The organism is Nioella ostreopsis (assembly GCF_004000255.1).
GTDB classification, from domain to species: Bacteria; Pseudomonadota; Alphaproteobacteria; order Rhodobacterales; family Rhodobacteraceae; genus Nioella; species Nioella ostreopsis.
Map to the genome: position 1 here is coordinate 280,048 of NZ_RCIQ01000002.1, position 18,864 is coordinate 298,911.

The following is an 18,864-nucleotide window of genomic DNA, read 5'->3' on the forward strand; positions in this document are numbered from 1 at the left end:
TCCCGGGGGGCGGCCCTCATCCGCCCCCCACCCAATTCTCTCCTGTCTCGCCGGTGCCTCTGTTGCCCGGCCCCCATTCCCCTTGCCATTCTGCCTTGGACGCGCTGATCGCGTCGGCGGAAAGAGAGGATCCCGTCATGGCTACCCAGCATTCCCGCTCCGCCGCCCGCTTCATGATGGCACCAGCGGTCTTCCTGCTTCTCGTCTGGATGCTTGTCCCCTTGTCGATGACGCTCTGGTTCTCGTTTCGGCGCTTCCTTCCGCTTCGCGGCGGTGACCAGGGCTTTGTCTGGTTCGAGAACTACACCCGTTTCATCTCTTCCAGTGCCTTCTGGCCATCGGTTCAGACAACGCTGATCATCGTTGGCGGCATCCTGCTGATCTCGGTCGTCTTCGGTATTCTTCTGGCGCTGCTACTGGATCAGCCGATGTGGGGGCAGGGAGTTGTCCGGATCCTCGTGATCGCGCCCTTCTTCGTGATGCCGACCGTGTCTGCCCTGGTCTGGAAGAACATGTTCATGGACCCGACGAATGGCCTGTTCGCCCATCTGTGGCGCGCCTTCGGGGCCGATCCGGTGGTCTGGCTCAGCGATGCACCGCTGTTTTCCATCATCCTGATCGTGTCCTGGCAATGGCTGCCCTTCGCAACGCTCATCCTGCTGACCGCGATCCAGTCGCTCGATAGCGAGCAACTGGAGGCTGCAGAAATGGATGGTGCCGGGCACCTGTCGCGGTTCGGCTATATCATCCTGCCGCATATGAGCCGCGCCATCACCATCGTCATCCTGATCCAGACGATCTTCCTGCTGTCGATCTTCGCCGAGATCTTCGTGACGACGGGCGGGGCCTTTGGATCGCGGACCCTGACCTACCTGATCTACCAGCGTGTGCTGGAAAGCCAGAATGTGGGTCTCGGCAGTGCCGGTGGCGTCTACGCCATCATCCTCGCCAATATCGTTGCGCTCTTCCTGATGCGCATCGTCGGCAAGAACCTGGACGCCTGAGGAGGACCTGACCATGGCACGTGCCGTTTCCAACCCGCGCAAGGCGCTCAACACCGCAATCGCCTGGGGCATCGGTCTGCTGATCTTCTTCCCGATCCTGTGGACCATCCTCACCAGCTTCAAGACCGAGGCGGAGGCCATCGCCAACCCGCCGGTCTTCCTGGCCTTCGACTGGACGCTGGAAAACTATGCCGTCGTGCAGGAGCGGTCGAACTACATGCGCTTCCTGTGGAACTCGGTCTTCATCGCGGGTGGCTCGACCATCCTCGGTGTGATCATCGCGGTGCCCGCCGCGTGGTCCATGGCCTTCGTGCCCTCGAAGCGGACCAAGGACATCCTGCTGTGGATGCTCTCGACCAAGATGCTGCCTGCTGTCGGCGTGCTTTACCCCATCTACCTGCTGTGCATTCAACTGGGGGTTCTGGACAACCGCTATGCCCTGGTCGTGATCCTGATGCTGATCAACCTGCCGATCATCGTCTGGATGCTCTACACCTATTTCAAGGAAATCCCCGGCGAGATCCTCGAAGCGGCGCGGATGGACGGGGCCGGACTTAAAGAGGAAATCCTTTATGTCCTGACCCCCATGGCCGTGCCGGGCATCGCCTCCACGCTGCTGCTGAACTTCATCCTGGCCTGGAACGAAGCCTTCTGGACGTTGAACCTGACCGCGGTTGATGCCGCGCCTCTGACCGCCTTCATCGCCAGCTATTCCAGCCCCGAGGGCCTGTTCTTCGCCAAGCTCAGTGCCGCCTCGACCATGGCCATCGCGCCGATCCTCATCCTTGGCTGGTTCAGCCAGAAACAACTCGTCCGTGGCCTGACCTTCGGCGCCGTCAAATAAGGAACCAAGAACATGGGACGCATTACGCTTGATAAAGTCCGCAAGGCCTTCGGCGATGTCGAAGTCATCCCGCCGCTGGACCTGACCATTGAAGATGGTGAATTCGTTGTCTTCGTCGGCCCCTCGGGCTGTGGCAAGTCCACCCTGCTGCGCCTGATCGCCGGGCTGGAGGATGTCTCGGGCGGCCAGATCCGCATCGACGGTGAAGACGCCACCATGGTGCCGCCCGCCAAACGCGGTCTGGCCATGGTTTTCCAGTCCTACGCGCTTTACCCGCATATGTCGGTGCGCAGGAACATCGCCTTCCCGATGAAGATGGCCGGACTGCCGCAGGACGAACAGGATCGCCGGATCGAGGCCGCCGCAAAGGCGCTGAACCTCACCGACTACCTTGACCGCCGCCCCGGCCAGCTGTCTGGCGGCCAGCGTCAGCGCGTTGCCATTGGCCGCGCCATCGTGCGTGAACCGGCGGCTTTCCTCTTCGATGAACCGCTGTCCAATCTCGACGCGGCGCTGCGCCACGGGATGCGGCTGGAAATCAGCGAGCTTCACAAGCGGCTGGACACGACGATGATCTACGTCACCCACGACCAGATCGAGGCGATGACGATGGCCGACAAGATCGTGGTCCTGCAAGGGGGCGTGATCGAACAGGTGGGGTCGCCGATGGAGCTCTACCGCGCGCCGCGCAACATCTTCGTTGCGGGCTTTATCGGCAGCCCCAAGATGAACCTGCTGACCGGTGAAGAGGCCGCCAAACGCGGTGCCCACACGGTTGGCATTCGCCCCGAACATGTCTCGATCTCGACCACCGAAGGCACCTGGAAAGGGACCGTCGGCGTCGCCGAACATCTGGGATCCGACACATTCCTGCATGTCCACCGCGAAGGTGCGGTCGACCCCATGACCGTGCGCGTGGACGGCGAGTTCAGTGCCAAGCATGGCGACACCGTCTGGCTCACCGCGCAGGAAGACCAGATCCACAAGTTCGACGCTGAAGGGCTGCGCATCGCATGAAACGGCTGGCGGGAAAAACGGCTCTGATCACGGGGGCCGCTCGAGGGATCGGCTTGGCCTTCGCCGAAGCCTATGTCGCGGAAGGTGCGCGTGTGGCGATTGCCGATATCGACATCGCGCGTGCCCGCGCCTCGGCGGCCGATCTCGACGCGGCGGCGATTGCCGTGGAGATGGATGTGACCCGGCAGGACAGCATCGACGCGGCCGTGGCCGAAACCGTGGAGAGGCTCGGCCAGATCGACATCCTGATCAACAATGCCGCAATCTTTTCCGCCGCCCCGATCGTCGAGATCACCCGCGAAGACTTTGACCGGGTGTTCCAGATCAATGTGGCGGGTGCGCTTTTCACGCTGCAGGCGGTTGCCAAGCACATGATAGAGCGCGGGCAGGGCGGCAAGATCATCAACATGGCCAGCCAGGCGGGCCGTCGGGGTGAGGCGCTTGTCGGGGTCTATTGCGCCTCCAAGGCCGCCATCATCAGCCTGACCCAGTCGGCGGGGCTGAACCTGATCGGTCATGGCATCAACGTGAACGCCATCGCGCCCGGCGTGGTCGATGGGGAACACTGGGACGGCGTCGACGCCTTCTTTGCCAAGTACGAACACAAGGCCCCCGGACAGAAGAAGCGCGAGGTCGGCGAAGCCGTTCCCTTCGGTCGCATGGGCACCGCCCAGGATCTGACCGGCATGGCCGTGTTTCTGGCCTCGCCCGAGGCCGACTATATCGTCGCCCAGACATATAATGTCGACGGCGGCAACTGGATGAGCTGAGGGAGACAGGCCATGGCCAGCGCCGTGCACAAGACATCACCGGACCTGATCCCTCTGTCGAATGCCACCTTGTCGGCTTTGCCCGCAGAGGTGCGGCGCCCCGGCTATGACCGGTCTTGCCTGACCGCCGGCATTGTCCATATCGGCGTGGGAAACTTCCATCGTGCGCATCAGGCCTGGTATCTGAGCCGGCTGATGGAGATGGGGCTGGCGAAGGACTGGGCCATCCTTGGGGCCGGGGTCCGGCCCTATGATGCCGCGATGCGCGACAAACTGCTGGCGCAGGATTGCCTGACCACCCTGATCGAGCTGGACGGCGATCACCGGGCGGCAGAGGTCATCGGCTCGATGATTGACTATGTGCCGGTTGCCGAAGGCCACGGCCCGCTGATTGCGTCGATGGCCGATCCCGCCATTCGCATCGTCGCGATGACCGTGACGGAGGGGGGGTATTTTCAGGCGGGTGGGGCGTTGGATATCGCTCACCCCGACATCGTCCAAGATGCGGCGAATCCCGACCGACCCTCCACTGTCTTTGGCGCGATCATCGCGGCGCTGCGGTTGCGGCGGGAAAGGGGGGCCGGACCCGTCACGCTGTTGAGCTGCGACAACCTTCAGGGCAATGGCGCGATCCTGCGCGGTGTTGTCCTTGGAGTGGCGCGTCTGTCCGACCCTGCGCTGGCCGACTGGATCGAAGACTGCTGCAGCTTTCCCAATTCTATGGTGGATTGCATCGTTCCGGCCACCGGCGAACGCGAGCTGGATTTCGCCCGGGCCTTCGGGGTGAACGACGCCGCGCCCGTTTCGCACGAGGCGTTCCGGCAGTGGGTGATAGAGGATGATTTCTGCGCGGGCCGCCCGCCGCTGGAGAAGGTCGGAGTAACCTTTTCGAGCTCGGTTCACAGCTACGAGATGATGAAGCTGCGCATTCTGAATGCCGGGCATCAGATGGTGGCGAATGCGGGGGCTCTACTGGGGCTGGAAACGATTGCCGAGGCGACGACGCACCCGGCTGTCGGGGCGTTCCTGCACAAGGTATTGAGCGAAGAGGTCGCACCGCATGTCCCCTCAGTGGCAGAGTTCACGCCGGACCAGTACATCGCGCTGATCAAGCGACGCTTTTCCAACCCGTCCATTGTCGACACCACGCGGCGGGTGGCGTTCGACGGGTCCAGTCGGCATCCGGGTTTCGTTCTGCCCTCGCTGCGCGATGCCCTGTTGTCAGACGGCGGGTTTTCCGGGCTGGCCCTGACCGAGGCCCTATGGGCGCGCTATTGTCTCGGAACGACGGAGGCCGGGGAGGCCATCGCCGCAAACGACCCGCAATGGGACCGGCTGACGAAACGCGCCAATGAGGCCGTGGACCGCCCGCAAGCATGGCTGGAGATGTCCGCAATCTACGGCGATCTCTCTCAGGATCCGCGCTTTGCAACCGCTTTCGCGGACTGGATGGGCGTCCTCACCCGCGACGGAGTAGAGGCCGCGATTGCGCTTTACGCTGGCTAGCCGGTCATCCGTTGCATCAACCCGCTGAACACCCGTCGTTCATTCGGGAAGGGCACCAGGCGTTCCTGATCCTCGTCCCACAGTTTCAGGGTGAAACTGCGGATCGCCTCTGGCCAGTTGATCGTCGGCAGGTCGAACTGGTCGCGGATGGCCCGGTGACATTTGCGCAGACGGTAGCTGGGGATATTGGCGTTGAAATGGTGGATGTCGTGATAGGCGATATTGCCGGTTGCAAGATCGAACCACCAGCCGAGGTCCAGCGCCGATGATCCTTGCAGCGCTGCCTGATCGTGGCGCAGATCGGGGCGGCGGTCCCAGTAGGTATCCTCGAAATTGTGTTGAAGATAGACGAGGAACACGCCTGAACAGGCCGCAACGAAGACGGTGGCCAGATAGACCATCAGCGCGGGCATGCCGCCAAGCCAGTAGAGCAGCGCGATCCATCCCAGTAGCAGCACATCATGGACCAGCACCCCTGCGGCGCCGACCTTCAGCGTGTTCTTGGGCCAGCGATAGCGTAGGGCATAGACGAAGATCCCCCCGATGGGGATAAGGATCAGCGGGTTTCGGTACAGCCGGTAGAACAGGCGCGTCTTCCAGTCGGCCTCGTTCCATTCGCGCAGGGTCATCGTGTGGATCTCACCCGACCGGCGTTCCTCCAGGTCGCCAAGGAACTTGTGGTGTTCGTTGTGGTTGTACTGCATTGCCCGGTATGGGGTCAGCGTGAAGGTCGACAGGCCGTAACCGGCCCAATCGTTCATCCACCGCTTGGAAAACAGCGAACTGTGCCCGCAATCATGTTGCAGCACGTAAAGCCTGACACCCGACAGCGCGTTGATGACCACCAGCGGGGCCACCAGATACCAGGCGTCGTAGAAATGGACGGCAAGGTAGAGCGTCAGGAAATAGACGGCGAAAGTACCGAAATAACTGGCCGAGGCGAGCGCATCGCTGCGCTCGCTATAGGCGCGGGTGACTTCTCGTATCGACATTGAACCGGTCTCTTGTTCTGTCTCGCACGAGGTGCCGGTCTGGCCCGGTCCCTCGCATCTGGAAGATGTGGTCGTCGCGTAGCCATTTCAAATTTTGGTGACAGGAATTTAACGGAAAATTCCGTTTTGGTCGACTCCGGCCCCGTCGGTCGGCATCAGGCCGCCACTGGTGCCGCTCGGCGGGGCCGGGATTGCAGCAGGATCAGCGCCATGATTCCGATATTCACAACGTTGAAGGCGATGCCGTTGATGAAGGCCCATTGGTAGCTGCCGGTGACGTCATAAATCCAGCCCGACATCCATCCGCCGATTGCCATGCCCGCGATGGTCGACATCATCACCAGCCCCACCCGCGCGCCGGCCTCTCTAGGGGGCAGGTATTCGCGCACGATGATGGCGTAGCTCGGCACAATGCCACCCTGGCTGAGCCCGAAGACGAGGCTGACGATATAAAGCGATGTGAGCCCCGAGGTCGGCAGATAAAGGAACAGCGCGATGCATTGCAGGGTAGAGCCGATAAGCAGCGTCGTCACCCCTCCCAGCCAGTCGGCCAGCGCGCCTGAAACCAGCCGTGAGGCCACTCCGCCGAACAGCATCAGTGACAGCATCTCGGCCCCGATGGCAGGACCGTAGCCAAGATCGGTGCAGAAGGCCACGATATGGACCTGCGGCATCGACATTGCGACGCAGCAGCCGATGCCCGCAATGGCCAGCAGCATGGTCAGGGTCTGGGGCGAAAAGCTGACCGCGCGGGCGCGCAGCGCGGCGGAGGCCTCGGCCTCTACGCGCGCGGCCTCCGGCACGCGGGCGCGCAGCAGCAGCGACAGGGGCACCATCACAACCAGCGTGACCACCGCCAGCACCAGATAGGCCGTGCGCCATCCCTGGGTGGCGAGGATATCGGCCAGGATCAGCGGCCAAATCGCGCCGGAAAGGTAGTTGGACGAGGCTGCGATGGCCACCGCAATGCCCCGGCGGCGCAGGAACCAGTGCGACACATCCGCGATAAGCGGCCCGAAACAGGTGGCGGTACCGAAGCCGATCAGAAGTTGCAGGGCCGTCAAGGTCGCGATGTTGGGCGCCATGGCCGCCCCGGTGAACCCAAGGGCGATCAGCACGGCAGCGGCAACCATCGAGACGGTAATCCCCCACCGGTCGACGGCCCGCCCGATGAAGTAATTGCCAAGCGCAAAGCCCACCATTGTCAGCGTGTAGGGCAGAGATGCATCGCCCCGGTCCACGTTGAATTCGGCCTGCACGGCGGGAAGGATGACGATGATCGCCCACATGCCGACATTGCCCACCAGTCCGATGGTCAGGGAAATCGCAAGGCGCAGCCATGAAGCGCGCGAGTCGAGGGCGGAGGCAGGTGTCATGGCGGGGACGTTAGGGGCGGTTTCGGCGATTGGGAAGCGAAACGTGACGAAGAAAGAGCCTGTATGCACTCCAGTGCCAGCATGCAGGTCCGAACCGGCCCGCAAGGCGTCTGGTGCATGGCAGAAGTCGCCCTGAAAAATGTGGCAGACGCGTCAAGCATCACCGCCTTAAATCATTCGACCCGGCTGACATTCGGGAAGAGCTGTTCGGATTGTTGGTGAAATCTGTTGCTTGCCATCCCGACGCAACCTATGCTTGCAAGGCGCGCCACACGATATCCCATGGACGGGCATCGGACGCTACCGACCTGACCAGTGCCGCGCCCCAAGATCTGCCAGTGCTTCCCCCATAGTTTATTCATTGGTTGATCTGTTGGACCCTCATAGGAGATTTGGAATGAATTATTCAGTGCAGGGGGGTGCTGTAGCCACCGCTTTGGGTCTGACGCTTGCGCTTGGCCTTCCCGCGTATTCTCAAACCATTGCAGAGGCCTTCACCTCCATCGGAGCGGAGGTGTGCGAAGGCAGCGACTTGCTGTGCGTGTCCGTTGAGGTGCCCCTGAACCATTTTGATCCGGTCGTCGGGGAAACCATCCAGATCACCTACGCCCTGAGCCCGGCGGCTGAGGAAAGCCTGGGGCTCATGGTTTATGTGGTGGGGGGGCCGGGCGGCACCGCTGTGGTGGACGCCGACTACTACCTGTCGGATATCGCACAAGACGTTCTCGATGCCTATGACATCATGTTCTTCGATCTGCGCGGCGTGGGCACGGAACACGGGATCAGTTGCCCGACAGCGCTGGACGCCCTGTTCCGCGCGGACGGGATGCATTTTGACCCTGGGTCCAAAGACGTCCGCGATGGCATCGTGACCGCCGTCGACACCTATATCGCGGATTGCACCGCCGAGATGGCCTACCCGGAGGTTCTGCCGCATGTGGGAACCGATCAGGCCGTCCGCGATCTGGAGGTTTTACGCCAGGCCATCGGTGCGCCCGAGCTTTGGCTGTACGGGCACAGCTATGGCACCGAATTCGTTCAGGAATACGCGGCAACGTTCCCTGACGCCGTGGCCGGGGTCATTCTGGATGCCGTGGTCGATCCTGAACTGACGCTGACGGCCTTTCAGGAAAGCACCCTGACCGGATCAGAGGCGCTGCTGGAACGGATGTTCGCGTTCTGCGATGCCGACGCGGAATGTTCTGCAGACATGGGCATGCCGACCGCGCAGGCGTATCAGGCGCTTCAGACCCTTCTGTCGGACGGCGCGATCATGGTTGATTATCCGCTTGCGGAGGGCGGAACAGAGCCGAGGGAACTGGATCTCGCATTCCTTCAGGTCTCTACCTTCAACAACCTCTATTCCCCCGGTGGCCGATCCTGGTTCCTGCGGGTTCTGGCAGCCGCAAGCCGGGGCGATCTGATCCCGTTGCTTCGCGACAGCTACTACGAGTCTTCGATTGATATCGAAAGCAACGAGCCATTGCTCGATGAGGACGAAGGGTTCTACGGCGCGGCCTATTACGCGATTGTCTGCGAGGACTGGACCGAGGGCCAGGACCCCGACGTCGAGATGGCCCGCGTTCTGCACGCAACCGAAATGATGGCCCCCGAGCTGCCGCGCTTCCTGGATACCTATTTTCAGGAACTCAGTATTTGTGCCCGTATGGCGCTACCGGCAAGCGAGCCGCGCCCGCCTTTTGTCGGTGGCGACTATCCAACGCTGGTGCTGAATTCTTCGACCGATCCGATTACGCCGATCGACCAGGCGGTCGCTGTCTATGAACGCAGCCAGAATGCGGCCTTGATCGTTCTCGAAGGTGGCCCCCATGTCGTCTGGCGCATGGACTATCCCTGCATTGAATCGGCTGTTGTGCGCTTGTTGGTGGACGGTGAGATGCCCGATGCGCCCATTCAGGTCTGCCAGACCGATTTCGTTCCGTCCTATACCCCCCTGAGCCTGCCGACCGAGCCGCTGGACCCGCTGTGGCTGGCGCGGTCGGTGCTGCTTGAAATGGATATGGATCTGGCGTTCCTCGGCTATGCCATGGACTACGATGCCGCGTCCGGCTGCACCCGTGGCGGAACGCTCGACGCCGTGGAAACCGACGAGGGGGCCCAACTGACCTTCAGCGATTGCAGCTACTGGGACGGGATATCCGTCAGCGGTGCGGGTACGATGACCGGCCAGGACTACGAGATCGAGCGGGTCAACCTGACGCTGACCGTGACCTCGAACGGGATGGAAATGGGTCAGATCGACTACAATCAGGACTGGCTGACAGGCACGGACTGGATCGCCGGGACGTGGAACGGACAGACGATCACGACAACCTGGCAATGAGGTCCCCAGAGGATCGCGAACTGTTCGCCACCTGGGAGAGCTGAAGCGGCAAACCTGACATCTCTCCATTTCTCTGGTCCCAGAGGCCGCGCCGCCCTTCCCGGATCGCGCAGTCGTGAGCGAAAGCGCGTGCAAGTTATCTGGTCGTGATGCGGCTTGCACCCCATCTATCGACGGATGCATGGTGAGCAAAGACAAAGGGAGACGCGCGATGTTCGGATTCAAGGCGAAGAAGATGGAGATGATCTCGGCTGCCGAGGCGCTGCCGGGGCGGGCGCAGCCCATTCCCACGGCAAGGACGCATTTCGTTTCCGGCCGCCCGCTTTCGTCGGAGGTGCCCGAGGGCATGGAAGCGGCCATGTTCGGCATGGGCTGCTTCTGGGGCGTGGAGCGGATGTTCTGGGGGCTGGACGGGGTCTGGCTGACCATGGTGGGCTATGCGGGCGGGCACACGCCCAATGCCACCTATGAAGAGGTCTGTACCGCAAGGACCGGCCATAACGAGGTGGTACGGGTGGTCTATGACCCCAAGGTCATCAGCTATGAGGCGCTGCTTAAGGTGTTTTGGGAAAACCACGACCCGACGCAAGGCATGCGGCAGGGCAATGACATGGGCACCCAGTACCGGTCGGGGATCTATACCTTCTCGGAAGCTCAGTTGGCGGCCGCAAAGGAGAGTGTTCCGGGCATGCAGGTCCGGCTGAAGGCGGCCGGTTTCGGCGCGATCACCACCGAGATCCTGCCTGCGCCGGAGTTCTTTTTTGCCGAGGACTATCACCAGCAATACCTGGCCAAGAACCCCTCGGGCTATTGCGGGATCGGCGGAACCGGTGTGTCCTGCCCCATCGGGCTCGACGCCTGACGGCGCCGACCGGGGAACGGCCCGGCTCAAGCCCCCGTCCGGGGGCCCTCGCCGACCCGTGCTGCCGCGGAATATCTGCGAGGGCGGCGCGACATCGGGCCCGAGGAGAAGGCTGACAGGTCAGGAAGTGAGTATTTGGACCAAGAAGAAGGCGCATTGTGTTTTTTGCAGCCTGCGCCTAAGGCGTGAGGGACCTGACAGGAGTTGACCGATGCCGACCTTCACCGCCCTGACCACCCTCAAAGCCCGTGAAAACGCCGAGGCGCTTGGCCTTGCGTTGGAAGAGATCGAACCGGAAGCAACCGGCGTCGGCGTGTTCGAGATGGAGGACGGATCGGGCTTGTGGGAAGTCGGCGCCTATTTCACCGAAGCGCCCGATGACGTCGCCCTGGCCCTGTTGGCGGCGGCGCATGATGCCAAGCCCTTCGTGGTGTCGGAACTGCCGGAAACCGATTGGGTGGCCCATGTGAAACGCGAGCTGCATCCGGTAGAGGCCGGGCGGTTCTTCGTCTATGGCAGCCATGACGCGGACAAGGTGCCGGGAGATCGGATTCCCTTGCTGATCGAGGCGGCGATGGCGTTTGGCACGGGTCATCACGGCACGACCAAAGGTTGTCTGGAGGCACTGGAGCGGCTGATCCAGGCCGGTGAGGTCAAGAAAAACACGGTCGATATCGGATGCGGCACCGCCGTTCTGGCACTGGCGGCGGCCAAGGTCTGGCCCGATCCGGTTCTGGCCTCCGATATCGACGAGGTGGCCGTGGATGTGGCCCTGGCCAATGTTGCCGCCAATGGCGAAGCGGGGCGAGTGCGCTGTCTTGAGGCGGCAGGGTTCGATCACGCGGAGCTGGCTGCTGCCGCGCCCTACGACCTGATCTTCGCCAATATCCTGAAAGGCCCGCTGGTGGAGCTGGCCCCCGACGTGGCGGCGCATTGCGCAGAAGGTGGCCATGTCATCCTGTCGGGCTTGCTCAACGAACAGGGCGACGAGGTTGTCGCGGCCTATGAGGCACAGGGCATGACGCTGGAGCATCGGGCCGAGCTTGGCGAATGGACCACGCTGACCCTGCGCCGCTGACCGGCACAATTTTGCCATAATTCGCGGTATAATCCGTGCGAGGGTGGGGCAGGCGCAAGAGGTGCCCCATGGATGCCAATTACAACCGCTTTCAGGAACGTCTACGCAGGCTGGATCACACATCGGCAAGCGATGACAGTGGCGTCGTCGTGCGCCCCGATGGGTTGATCGTCCCGCGCCGCCGCCGCATCCGGCTATCCTTTCCCTGGCGCAGCCTGGCCCTGGCGGTGACCTGCTGCTTTCTGTTCAAGGGGTTCATGATCTGGCACCAGGGCGCGGCGGAGTATTCGGCGCGGCTGGCAGAGCTGTCGGATCAGACAGCGGGCCATCAGGCGGCAGCCTGGCTGCTGGCAATGGACCCGATCTCTGCCTGGATCGGCGCAACCCTGACGGATGCGCTTGGTCGCCCGCCGGTCTGACCCCTGAAACGAAAGAAGCCGCCCCGAGATCGGAGCGGCTTCAGCCGGGGAGAGAAGAGAGAGAAATCTCAGCGATAGATGCCAGTGGCAATCGCGTCGATATCGCCACGGTTCAGGCCCAGATCGTCGAGTTCACGATCGGAGAGAGCCTCCAGCGCTTTGCGGGTCACGCGGGCGTCGTTCCAGGCTGCAATCCGACCCACGAAAACGGAGAGGATCGAGGCGACGCTGAAGCCGGCGTCAACGGTACGGTTGGTCACGGTAGCCATCTGAATGTTCCTTCCAGATTAGAGGTTGGGTTGCGAAGTGTTCGCTTGCTGACCCGGCATCTAGGGTTCGGGGCTGGCCCGAGCAATACCGATTTTCGCATGGGTCATATGCAATCTGCGCATAGGTCTGAATCGGGCGTAAGGACATGAATTTCGGGCAAAATTTCGCCACAATTCCTGTCGGAACAGGATCAGGAAATTGTCCTGAATCGACATCCCCGCTGACGCTTGTCGTTTTTGTTTCAATGGACGCCGAAAACCGACTTTGTCTGGTCAATGTTCTTGTTTCGTGCTAGTGCTGCAAAAAAGTCGCAAGAAATTTGAGGGGTCGGGCAGAATGAGGATCATCGGGATCGATCCGGGGCTCAGAAACATGGGCTGGGGCGTGATCGAGGCGCGGGGATCGCGACTCAGTCACGTGGCGAATGGCACCTGTCACAGCGAGGGCAAGGACCTTGCCGCGCGGCTTTTGTCGCTGCACCGGCAACTGACCGAGGTGCTGGACCGCTGGCAGCCGGAACAGTCCGCCGTGGAACAGACCTTCGTCAACCGCGACGCGGTAGCGACGCTGAAACTGGGGCAGGCGCGCGGGATTGCATTGCTGGTGCCAGCGCAGGCCGGTCTGAGCGTGGCGGAATACGCGCCTAATGCGGTCAAGAAGACCGTCGTTGGCGTAGGCCACGCGGACAAGCGGCAGGTGGAGCATATGGTGAAGATGCAACTGCCCGGCGCAAACCCCTCCAGCCCCGATGCGGCGGATGCACTTGCCATTGCCATCTGTCATGCCTTTCATGCGCAGACCGCGGGCCGTCTGGCCGCGGCAGTGGAGGCGGGGCGATGATCGGCAAGCTGACGGGCCGGGTGGATTACAAGGGCAGCGACCACGTGCTGCTGGATGTGAATGGTGTGGGCTATGTGGTCTATTGTTCCGACCGGACGCTGGCCGCCCTGCCGGGGCGGGGCGAGGCGGCGGCGTTGTTCACCGAATTGCTGGTCCGCGAGGATCTGTTGCAGCTCTTCGGTTTTCCGACGCTCTATGATCGCGAATGGCACCGGCTGCTGATTTCCGTGCAGGGCGTCGGGGCCAAGGCTGCGATGGCCATTCTGGGCACTCTGGGGGCCGAGGGCGTGGCGCGTGCCATTTCGCTTGGTGATGCGGCGGCGGTGAAGGCCGCGCAGGGTGTCGGGCCGAAACTGGCACAGCGCGTGGTCATGGAGCTGAAGGACAAGGCGCCGGGCGTCATGGCCATGGGCGGCGAGGTGATCGAGGCTTTGGGGGATGCCCCTGCGGCGACGCCCGCCGGACAGCCCGACCTCGCGGCCCCTGTCCGGGCGCGCCCGTCCTCATCCTCTCAGGCCGAAGCCCTTTCGGCGCTGAAGAACCTGGGCTATGCCCCGGCAGAGGCCGCGATGGCGGTGGCGCAGGCCGCAGGGGACGCGCCCGATGCGGACACAACCGCCCTGATCCGCGCCGCCCTGCGTCTGCTGGCCCCGAAGGATTGAGATGACAGACCCCGACCCCACCCTGCGCGCGACGCCCTTGCCCGAAGATCAGAGCCCTGACCGCGCCCTGCGCCCGCAGGAGCTGACGGAATTCATCGGCCAGGAAGAGGCGCGCGCCAATCTGCGCGTCTTCATCGAAAGCGCCCGCAGGCGGGAAGAGGCGATGGACCATGTGCTGTTCCATGGCCCTCCCGGTTTGGGCAAGACGACGCTGGCACAGATCATGGCGCGGGAATTGGGGGTGAACTTCCGCATGACCTCCGGCCCGGTTCTGGCCAAGGCGGGAGACCTTGCCGCGATCCTGACCAATCTGGAGGCGCGCGATGTCCTGTTCATCGACGAGATCCACCGGCTGAACCCGGCGGTGGAGGAAGTGCTCTATCCCGCATTGGAGGATTTCGAGCTCGATCTGGTGATCGGCGAAGGTCCTGCCGCGCGCACGGTCAGGATCGAACTGCAACCCTTCACTCTGGTTGGCGCGACCACACGGCTTGGCCTATTGACCACGCCCCTGCGTGATCGCTTTGGCATTCCCACCCGGCTGCAATTCTACACAGTGCCCGAGCTGCACGAAATCGTGACGCGCGGATCGCGTTTGTTGGGCATCCCGTCCGACCCCGAAGGCGCGCTGGAGATTGCCCGCCGCGCCCGTGGCACGCCTCGGATCGCCGGTCGGCTGCTGCGCCGGGTGGTGGATTTCGCGCTTGTGGAAGGCGACGGACGGCTGACGCAGGCCATTGCCGACAGTGCGCTGACGCGGCTTGGGGTCGATCACCTTGGCCTCGACGGGGCCGACCGGCGCTACATGATGCTGATGGCGGAAAACTACGGCGGTGGCCCCGTGGGGGTGGAGACCATGGCCGCCGCACTATCGGAAAGCCGCGACGCGATTGAAGAGGTGATTGAACCCTTCCTTCTGCAACAGGGCTTGATTGCCCGCACCCCGCGCGGAAGGATGCTGGCATCCAAAGGCTGGTCGCATCTGGGTCTTGCGGCCCCCATGCCCCCCGAACAGGGCAGCCTGATCTGACCTTCACGGGAGAATGACCATGATCCGTTTCCTCAGTGCCACCCTTCTTGCCTTGTCTGCCAGCACGGCAAGTGCCGATGTGGACTTCGGCAGCTATGACCAGTTCCAGACCCGGTTCGGCGCCGCCTCGGTCGTGGGCGCGCGTCCCAGTCAGGGGCTGGTGGTCTCCGGTGCGACCCTGCCGGTAGAGCTGGACTACATGTGGGAAATCCTCGGGGCCTGGGCGCTTGAAGGATCGGATCATGATTGGCTGCTGGCGACGCACCATCACGGCGGCAATATGTGCGGCCCCGGCGTGACGGTGATCCGCGTTGGCCAGGGCACGGTGCAGGTGATGGGCGAAACCGCGGCCTGTGAGGGCGCGGTCAGCGATATGCGGATCGAACCCGATGCGTTGGAGCTCGACATCTTCGCTGACGGAATGCGCCAGCAATTCACCACCTACCGCTTCAGCGATGCAGGGATGGAGACGGCCCCGGGCGCGCAACCCTTTGCAGGCACGCCTGCTGGCCCCGGCGCGGATGCGACCCGCTGGATCGGTGAACACCCCTACGCCATTTTCCGCGACCCCGGTGAACGCGCCCGCTTCCTGACCATCATGAGCGAAGATCAGATCCGCGATCTGTCCGACCGCATCGGCCCCGCCAACAGCGTGATCCAGCGGGGCGATTGGGTGCTCGGCGCGGGCTGTATGGCCCATGCCTGCAACATCGCGGCCGGGGCCTGGGGCATCCGCATTTCCGACGGGGCGGCGGCGGCTGCAATCTATGAAAGCGGGACTGCACCGCAGGTCTATGGCCCTGCCGCCTATGATCCGGTATTCGCGGGCTGGATGGCTGAGAATAACCTGTAAGGAGTCCCCGGAATGGATGCCGACGCGGTCACGCGCCTTTTTATCCGGTCTGACGGACGGTACCTCTTTGCCCGGTGGGGACGCCCCATTGTGCCTGTGGTCTTCGGGGTAGAGGACGCAACCGTCAGCATCCTGAAAGGCGCGATCGAGGCTGTAGTGGCTCTGGCCGGGCACAAGATGGCCGAGACCGACCCGGAACTGGGCGCGAACCTGATGGTCTTTTTCTTCCGCGAGTGGGACGAACTGACCGAGACGCCCAATCTCGACCGGCTGATCCCCGACCTGCCCACCACGGTGGACCGGCTGAAAGCGTTGGACGCCAACCAGTACCGCAGCTTCCGGTTCGATGACAGCGGGGCCATTCAGGCGGCGTTCGTCTTCATCCGCATGGATGAGGAGATGGCCAAGGTCCCGGCAGAGTCCATCGCGCTCAGCCAGGTCGTGCAGGTCATCCTGCTCTGGTCCGACACCGCCTTCACCGACAGCTCCCCCCTCGCCGCGGCCCCCGGTCAACCCGCCGTCCTGAAACCCGAGATCGCCACCGTGATCCGCGCGGGCTACGACCCGGTGATGCCCGCCAGCGCGATTGACCCGAGCCACGGGTTGAGGCTGGCGGCCCGGGTGGGGACGCTTGGCCATCAGGCCTGATCTTACGTTTTGTCACGGCGCGCACCCCTGAACCGGCGCTGATTGTATCGACTGGCAAAGTAGCCGTCGCATTCATGCGTTTTGCGTGCAACGCTGACCCAACTGTCAAAGCCGGAGAAAGCTGCCATGCAGGTTGATGGGGGATGCCTTTGCGGATTTGTCCGCTACGAAGCCGAAATTGACGCCGACCGGGTCGCGATATGTCACTGCAACGATTGTCAGGTAAATTCCGGGGCCGCCTTCGGTCTGGTTGCCGGGGTGGTTGACGGGGCCTTTACGTTGCTGTCCGGGGAACTGAAGTCGTTCAACAAGACTGCAGAGAGTGGCCGCATTCGAAAACTGAGTTTCTGCCCGAACTGCGGAACCCGCATTCACGCCAGCACCGAAAACGACCCGAACGCGTTTTTTGGGCTTCGTGTCGGCACGATCAGGCAGCGCGCGTCGCTGACGCCGAAAGTGCAGGTCTGGTGCCAATCGACCTTGCCCTGGGTGCCTGACATCGCAACCATTCCCAAGCGCGACGCCCAATAGACCGAAGTCAGACCCGTGCGCTGCCAAAGCATCCCGCCACGCCCACCTTCCTGTGAGCCGTGACTTGTGACAGCTTGGAAGGCCACCGGCGTTCGCTTTGCAGGAGACCGCATGACCCACCACTTCCACACCCGCGTCTACTATGAAGACACCGATCTGGCGGGGATCGTCTATCACGCCAATTACCTCAAGTTCATCGAACGGGCCCGGTCCGAGATGGTGCGCGAGGCGGGGATTTCGCAGACCGCGCTGAAGGCCGGGCAGGGGATCGTGTTTGCCGTGCGGCGGATGGAGATGGATTTCATCGCACCGGCCCGATTCGAGGATGATCTCAGGGTCGAAACCCGGCTGACCGGGGTCAAAGGGGCCAGTTTCGACCTCGAACAGGTGGTTTTCCGGGGCGATGAGCGGCTTTATGCGTCCACCGTACAGGTGGTCTGCCTTGCCGAAAATGGCCGCGCGGTGCGGATTCCGGCGGATATCCGCCAAAAGCTGGTTACGTTTCAGCAGTGAAACCGACCGTGACGCAAGCCAATGGTGTTTGCTCTTCCTCTTTGCTAGATTCGCCTTCAAACGAGATGCCGCGAACAAGATGGCATCCGACCAGAGGCCGGGCAGATAGGATACGCACTTCATGGAAACCGAAACGCTGAGCATGGCGCAGGAGATGGATTTCTCGCTGCTGGCCCTGTTCTTCCGCGCAAGCTTTGTCGTCCAGATCGTCATGGTGATGCTGTTCGCGGCGTCGATCTGGGTCTGGGCAATCGCCTTCTCCAAATTCTCGACCTACCGGCTGTCGCGCCGCCGGGCTGCGCAGTTCGATGCGGCCTTCTGGTCGGGTGAGCCGCTGGATGAGCTGTTTGACAAGGTGGCCGAACGGCCCCGGTCCGCGTCCGAACGGGTCTTCGTGGCGGGCATGACCGAATGGCAGCGATCCTTACGCGATGACGGGGCGCTGATCCCCGGCGTGCAGCAGCGGGTGGATCGGTCGATGGATGTGGCGATTGGACGAGAGGCGGAGCGGCTGACATCCGGTCTCAACTTCCTCGCCACCACCGGCGCGACGGCGCCCTTTATCGGGCTTTTCGGCACGGTCTGGGGGATCATGCGGTCCTTCCAGGAAATCGCGACATCCGGCAACACCTCGCTTGCCGTCGTGGCACCCGGTATTGCAGAGGCGCTGATGGCCACCGGGCTTGGCCTCTTGGCCGCTATCCCGGCGGTGATCCTCTACAACAAGCTGTCCGCCGACGCCGACCGGCTGGTTGCGGGGTATGAGGGCTTTGCCGATGAGTTCTCTACCCTCCTCTCCCGGCAATTGGACTGACCCATGGGCGCCGGAGTGAAACAGGGGCAGACAGGCGGGCGCAGCAGACGTGGCAATCGCCGGTCCCGCCACGCCGCCATGTCGGAGATCAACGTCACGCCCTTCGTGGACGTGATGCTGGTGCTGCTGATCGTCTTCATGGTGTCAGCCCCGCTGATGACCGTGGGTGTACCGATCGAGCTGCCGGAAACCGCAGCCGAGCCGCTGCCGGGTGAGCAGGAGGAAGAACCGCTCGCCGTGACGCTGACCGCCGACGGGCAGGTGATGATCCAGACCACGCCGGTGCCGATGGCGGAATTGGTGACGCGCCTGCAGGGCATTGCCGCCGAACGGGACAGCAACCAGATTTTCCTGCGTGCGGACGGGGCCATTCCCTATTCGGACGTGATGCAGGTCATGGGTGCGCTGAATGCCGGTGGGTTCCGGGAGATCGGGCTGGTGACCGATGCCGGTGGCCCGCGTCTTGATGCACAGGATGGGGAGTGACGGGC

At 62.9% G+C, this 18,864-nt stretch carries 21 protein-coding genes; 18 read left to right on the plus strand and 3 right to left on the minus strand.

Going from position 1 to position 18,864, the window contains the following annotated elements; genetic code table 11:
• The first annotated feature begins 137 nt into the window (after positions 1–137).
• From EP237_RS03920 to EP237_RS03940, 5 genes are read left to right on the plus strand one after another with little or no spacing between them, the layout of a single operon-like run.
• Complete coding sequence (locus tag EP237_RS03920; protein ID WP_127558318.1) at positions 138–1,004, plus strand: carbohydrate ABC transporter permease; 867 nt, start codon at positions 138–140, stop codon at positions 1,002–1,004.
• Positions 1,005–1,017: 13 nt separating this feature from the next.
• Complete coding sequence (locus tag EP237_RS03925; RefSeq protein WP_127558320.1) at positions 1,018–1,848, plus strand: carbohydrate ABC transporter permease; 831 nt, start codon at positions 1,018–1,020, stop codon at positions 1,846–1,848.
• 12 nt (positions 1,849–1,860) lie between these two features.
• A complete protein-coding gene (locus tag EP237_RS03930; RefSeq protein WP_127558322.1) occupies positions 1,861–2,865 on the plus strand; it encodes an ABC transporter ATP-binding protein in 1,005 nt (334 codons plus the stop codon).
• Complete coding sequence (locus EP237_RS03935; RefSeq protein ID WP_127558324.1) at positions 2,862–3,635, plus strand: L-iditol 2-dehydrogenase; 774 nt, start codon at positions 2,862–2,864, stop codon at positions 3,633–3,635. The genes EP237_RS03930 and EP237_RS03935 overlap by 4 nt, the downstream gene beginning before the upstream one ends.
• A gap of 12 nt (positions 3,636–3,647) precedes the next feature.
• Positions 3,648–5,141, plus strand: coding sequence for a mannitol dehydrogenase family protein (locus EP237_RS03940; protein WP_127558326.1), 1,494 nt, complete (start codon positions 3,648–3,650; stop codon positions 5,139–5,141).
• Here EP237_RS03940 and EP237_RS03945 read toward each other — a convergent pair.
• Entirely contained in the window at positions 5,138–6,133 is a 996-nt protein-coding gene (locus tag EP237_RS03945; RefSeq protein ID WP_127558328.1) for a fatty acid desaturase, read from the minus strand. The genes EP237_RS03940 and EP237_RS03945 overlap by 4 nt on opposite strands.
• Positions 6,134–6,288: 155 nt before the next feature.
• Positions 6,289–7,509 carry an MFS transporter gene (locus EP237_RS03950; protein WP_127558330.1) on the minus strand — a complete coding sequence of 407 codons (1,221 nt, stop codon included), beginning with the start codon at positions 7,507–7,509 and terminating at the stop codon, positions 6,289–6,291.
• A 397-nt stretch (positions 7,510–7,906) separates the two neighbouring features.
• Here EP237_RS03950 and EP237_RS03955 point away from each other — a divergent pair, with 397 nt between their 5' ends.
• The 4 genes from EP237_RS03955 (at position 7,907) to EP237_RS03970 (ending at position 12,212) form a co-directional block, all read left to right on the plus strand.
• Positions 7,907–9,853, plus strand: coding sequence for an alpha/beta hydrolase (locus tag EP237_RS03955; protein WP_127558332.1), 1,947 nt, complete (start codon positions 7,907–7,909; stop codon positions 9,851–9,853).
• A 211-nt stretch (positions 9,854–10,064) separates the two neighbouring features.
• Positions 10,065–10,715: a peptide-methionine (S)-S-oxide reductase MsrA gene (gene msrA / locus EP237_RS03960; RefSeq protein ID WP_127558334.1), complete on the plus strand. Its 651-nt coding sequence runs from the start codon at positions 10,065–10,067 to the stop codon at positions 10,713–10,715.
• Between the two features lie 211 nt (positions 10,716–10,926).
• Positions 10,927–11,793, plus strand: a complete 867-nt coding sequence (locus EP237_RS03965; protein ID WP_127558336.1) for a 50S ribosomal protein L11 methyltransferase — start codon at positions 10,927–10,929, stop codon at positions 11,791–11,793.
• A gap of 68 nt (positions 11,794–11,861) precedes the next feature.
• Entirely contained in the window at positions 11,862–12,212 is a 351-nt protein-coding gene (locus EP237_RS03970; RefSeq protein ID WP_127558338.1) for a hypothetical protein, read from the plus strand.
• A gap of 68 nt (positions 12,213–12,280) precedes the next feature.
• Here the strand turns inward: EP237_RS03970 and EP237_RS03975 are convergent, their stop codons facing one another.
• The gene (locus EP237_RS03975; RefSeq protein WP_127558340.1) at positions 12,281–12,481 is read right to left on the minus strand and encodes a DUF1127 domain-containing protein; all 201 of its coding nucleotides are present in this window, start codon (positions 12,479–12,481) and stop codon (positions 12,281–12,283) included.
• A 337-nt stretch (positions 12,482–12,818) separates the two neighbouring features.
• Between EP237_RS03975 and ruvC the strand changes: the two genes are divergently transcribed.
• From ruvC to EP237_RS04020, 9 genes are all read left to right on the plus strand, one after another.
• Positions 12,819–13,322: a crossover junction endodeoxyribonuclease RuvC gene (ruvC, locus tag EP237_RS03980; RefSeq protein WP_127558342.1), complete on the plus strand. Its 504-nt coding sequence runs from the start codon at positions 12,819–12,821 to the stop codon at positions 13,320–13,322.
• A complete protein-coding gene (gene ruvA, locus EP237_RS03985) occupies positions 13,319–13,984 on the plus strand; it encodes a Holliday junction branch migration protein RuvA (RefSeq protein WP_127558344.1) in 666 nt (221 codons plus the stop codon). Before ruvC ends, ruvA begins: the two co-directional genes overlap by 4 nt.
• Position 13,985: 1 nt before the next feature.
• Complete coding sequence (gene ruvB, locus EP237_RS03990) at positions 13,986–15,014, plus strand: Holliday junction branch migration DNA helicase RuvB (protein WP_127558346.1); 1,029 nt, start codon at positions 13,986–13,988, stop codon at positions 15,012–15,014.
• Positions 15,015–15,033: 19 nt separating this feature from the next.
• On the plus strand, positions 15,034–15,867 hold the full coding sequence (locus EP237_RS03995; RefSeq protein WP_127558348.1) for a hypothetical protein: 834 nt from the start codon (positions 15,034–15,036) through the stop codon (positions 15,865–15,867).
• Between the two features lie 12 nt (positions 15,868–15,879).
• A complete protein-coding gene (locus tag EP237_RS04000) occupies positions 15,880–16,515 on the plus strand; it encodes a hypothetical protein (RefSeq protein ID WP_127558350.1) in 636 nt (211 codons plus the stop codon).
• Between the two features lie 126 nt (positions 16,516–16,641).
• Positions 16,642–17,046 carry a GFA family protein gene (locus tag EP237_RS04005; RefSeq protein ID WP_127558352.1) on the plus strand — a complete coding sequence of 135 codons (405 nt, stop codon included), beginning with the start codon at positions 16,642–16,644 and terminating at the stop codon, positions 17,044–17,046.
• Between the two features lie 111 nt (positions 17,047–17,157).
• A complete protein-coding gene (gene ybgC, locus EP237_RS04010) occupies positions 17,158–17,559 on the plus strand; it encodes a tol-pal system-associated acyl-CoA thioesterase (RefSeq protein ID WP_127558354.1) in 402 nt (133 codons plus the stop codon).
• Positions 17,560–17,680: 121 nt separating this feature from the next.
• Positions 17,681–18,373, plus strand: a complete 693-nt coding sequence (gene tolQ, locus EP237_RS04015) for a protein TolQ (RefSeq protein ID WP_127558356.1) — start codon at positions 17,681–17,683, stop codon at positions 18,371–18,373.
• Between the two features lie 3 nt (positions 18,374–18,376).
• Complete coding sequence (locus EP237_RS04020; protein WP_127558358.1) at positions 18,377–18,859, plus strand: ExbD/TolR family protein; 483 nt, start codon at positions 18,377–18,379, stop codon at positions 18,857–18,859.
• The last annotated feature ends 5 nt before the right edge of the window (positions 18,860–18,864 follow it).

Bases quoted from the DNA above. Each gene is read 5' to 3' on its own strand.
- EP237_RS03920 (WP_127558318.1), top strand. From the start codon at position 138: ATGGCTACCCAGCATTCCCGCTCCGCCGCCCGCTTCATGATGGCACCA.
- EP237_RS03925 (WP_127558320.1), top strand. From the start codon at position 1,018: ATGGCACGTGCCGTTTCCAACCCGCGCAAGGCGCTCAACACCGCAATC.
- EP237_RS03930 (WP_127558322.1), top strand. From the start codon at position 1,861: ATGGGACGCATTACGCTTGATAAAGTCCGCAAGGCCTTCGGCGATGTC.
- EP237_RS03935 (WP_127558324.1), top strand. From the start codon at position 2,862: ATGAAACGGCTGGCGGGAAAAACGGCTCTGATCACGGGGGCCGCTCGA.
- EP237_RS03940 (WP_127558326.1), top strand. From the start codon at position 3,648: ATGGCCAGCGCCGTGCACAAGACATCACCGGACCTGATCCCTCTGTCG.
- EP237_RS03945 (WP_127558328.1), bottom strand. From the start codon at position 6,133: ATGTCGATACGAGAAGTCACCCGCGCCTATAGCGAGCGCAGCGATGCG.
- EP237_RS03950 (WP_127558330.1), bottom strand. From the start codon at position 7,509: ATGACACCTGCCTCCGCCCTCGACTCGCGCGCTTCATGGCTGCGCCTT.
- EP237_RS03955 (WP_127558332.1), top strand. From the start codon at position 7,907: ATGAATTATTCAGTGCAGGGGGGTGCTGTAGCCACCGCTTTGGGTCTG.
- msrA (WP_127558334.1), top strand. From the start codon at position 10,065: ATGTTCGGATTCAAGGCGAAGAAGATGGAGATGATCTCGGCTGCCGAG.
- EP237_RS03965 (WP_127558336.1), top strand. From the start codon at position 10,927: ATGCCGACCTTCACCGCCCTGACCACCCTCAAAGCCCGTGAAAACGCC.
- EP237_RS03970 (WP_127558338.1), top strand. From the start codon at position 11,862: ATGGATGCCAATTACAACCGCTTTCAGGAACGTCTACGCAGGCTGGAT.
- EP237_RS03975 (WP_127558340.1), bottom strand. From the start codon at position 12,481: ATGGCTACCGTGACCAACCGTACCGTTGACGCCGGCTTCAGCGTCGCC.
- ruvC (WP_127558342.1), top strand. From the start codon at position 12,819: ATGAGGATCATCGGGATCGATCCGGGGCTCAGAAACATGGGCTGGGGC.
- ruvA (WP_127558344.1), top strand. From the start codon at position 13,319: ATGATCGGCAAGCTGACGGGCCGGGTGGATTACAAGGGCAGCGACCAC.
- ruvB (WP_127558346.1), top strand. From the start codon at position 13,986: ATGACAGACCCCGACCCCACCCTGCGCGCGACGCCCTTGCCCGAAGAT.
- EP237_RS03995 (WP_127558348.1), top strand. From the start codon at position 15,034: ATGATCCGTTTCCTCAGTGCCACCCTTCTTGCCTTGTCTGCCAGCACG.
- EP237_RS04000 (WP_127558350.1), top strand. From the start codon at position 15,880: ATGGATGCCGACGCGGTCACGCGCCTTTTTATCCGGTCTGACGGACGG.
- EP237_RS04005 (WP_127558352.1), top strand. From the start codon at position 16,642: ATGCAGGTTGATGGGGGATGCCTTTGCGGATTTGTCCGCTACGAAGCC.
- ybgC (WP_127558354.1), top strand. From the start codon at position 17,158: ATGACCCACCACTTCCACACCCGCGTCTACTATGAAGACACCGATCTG.
- tolQ (WP_127558356.1), top strand. From the start codon at position 17,681: ATGGAAACCGAAACGCTGAGCATGGCGCAGGAGATGGATTTCTCGCTG.
- EP237_RS04020 (WP_127558358.1), top strand. From the start codon at position 18,377: ATGGGCGCCGGAGTGAAACAGGGGCAGACAGGCGGGCGCAGCAGACGT.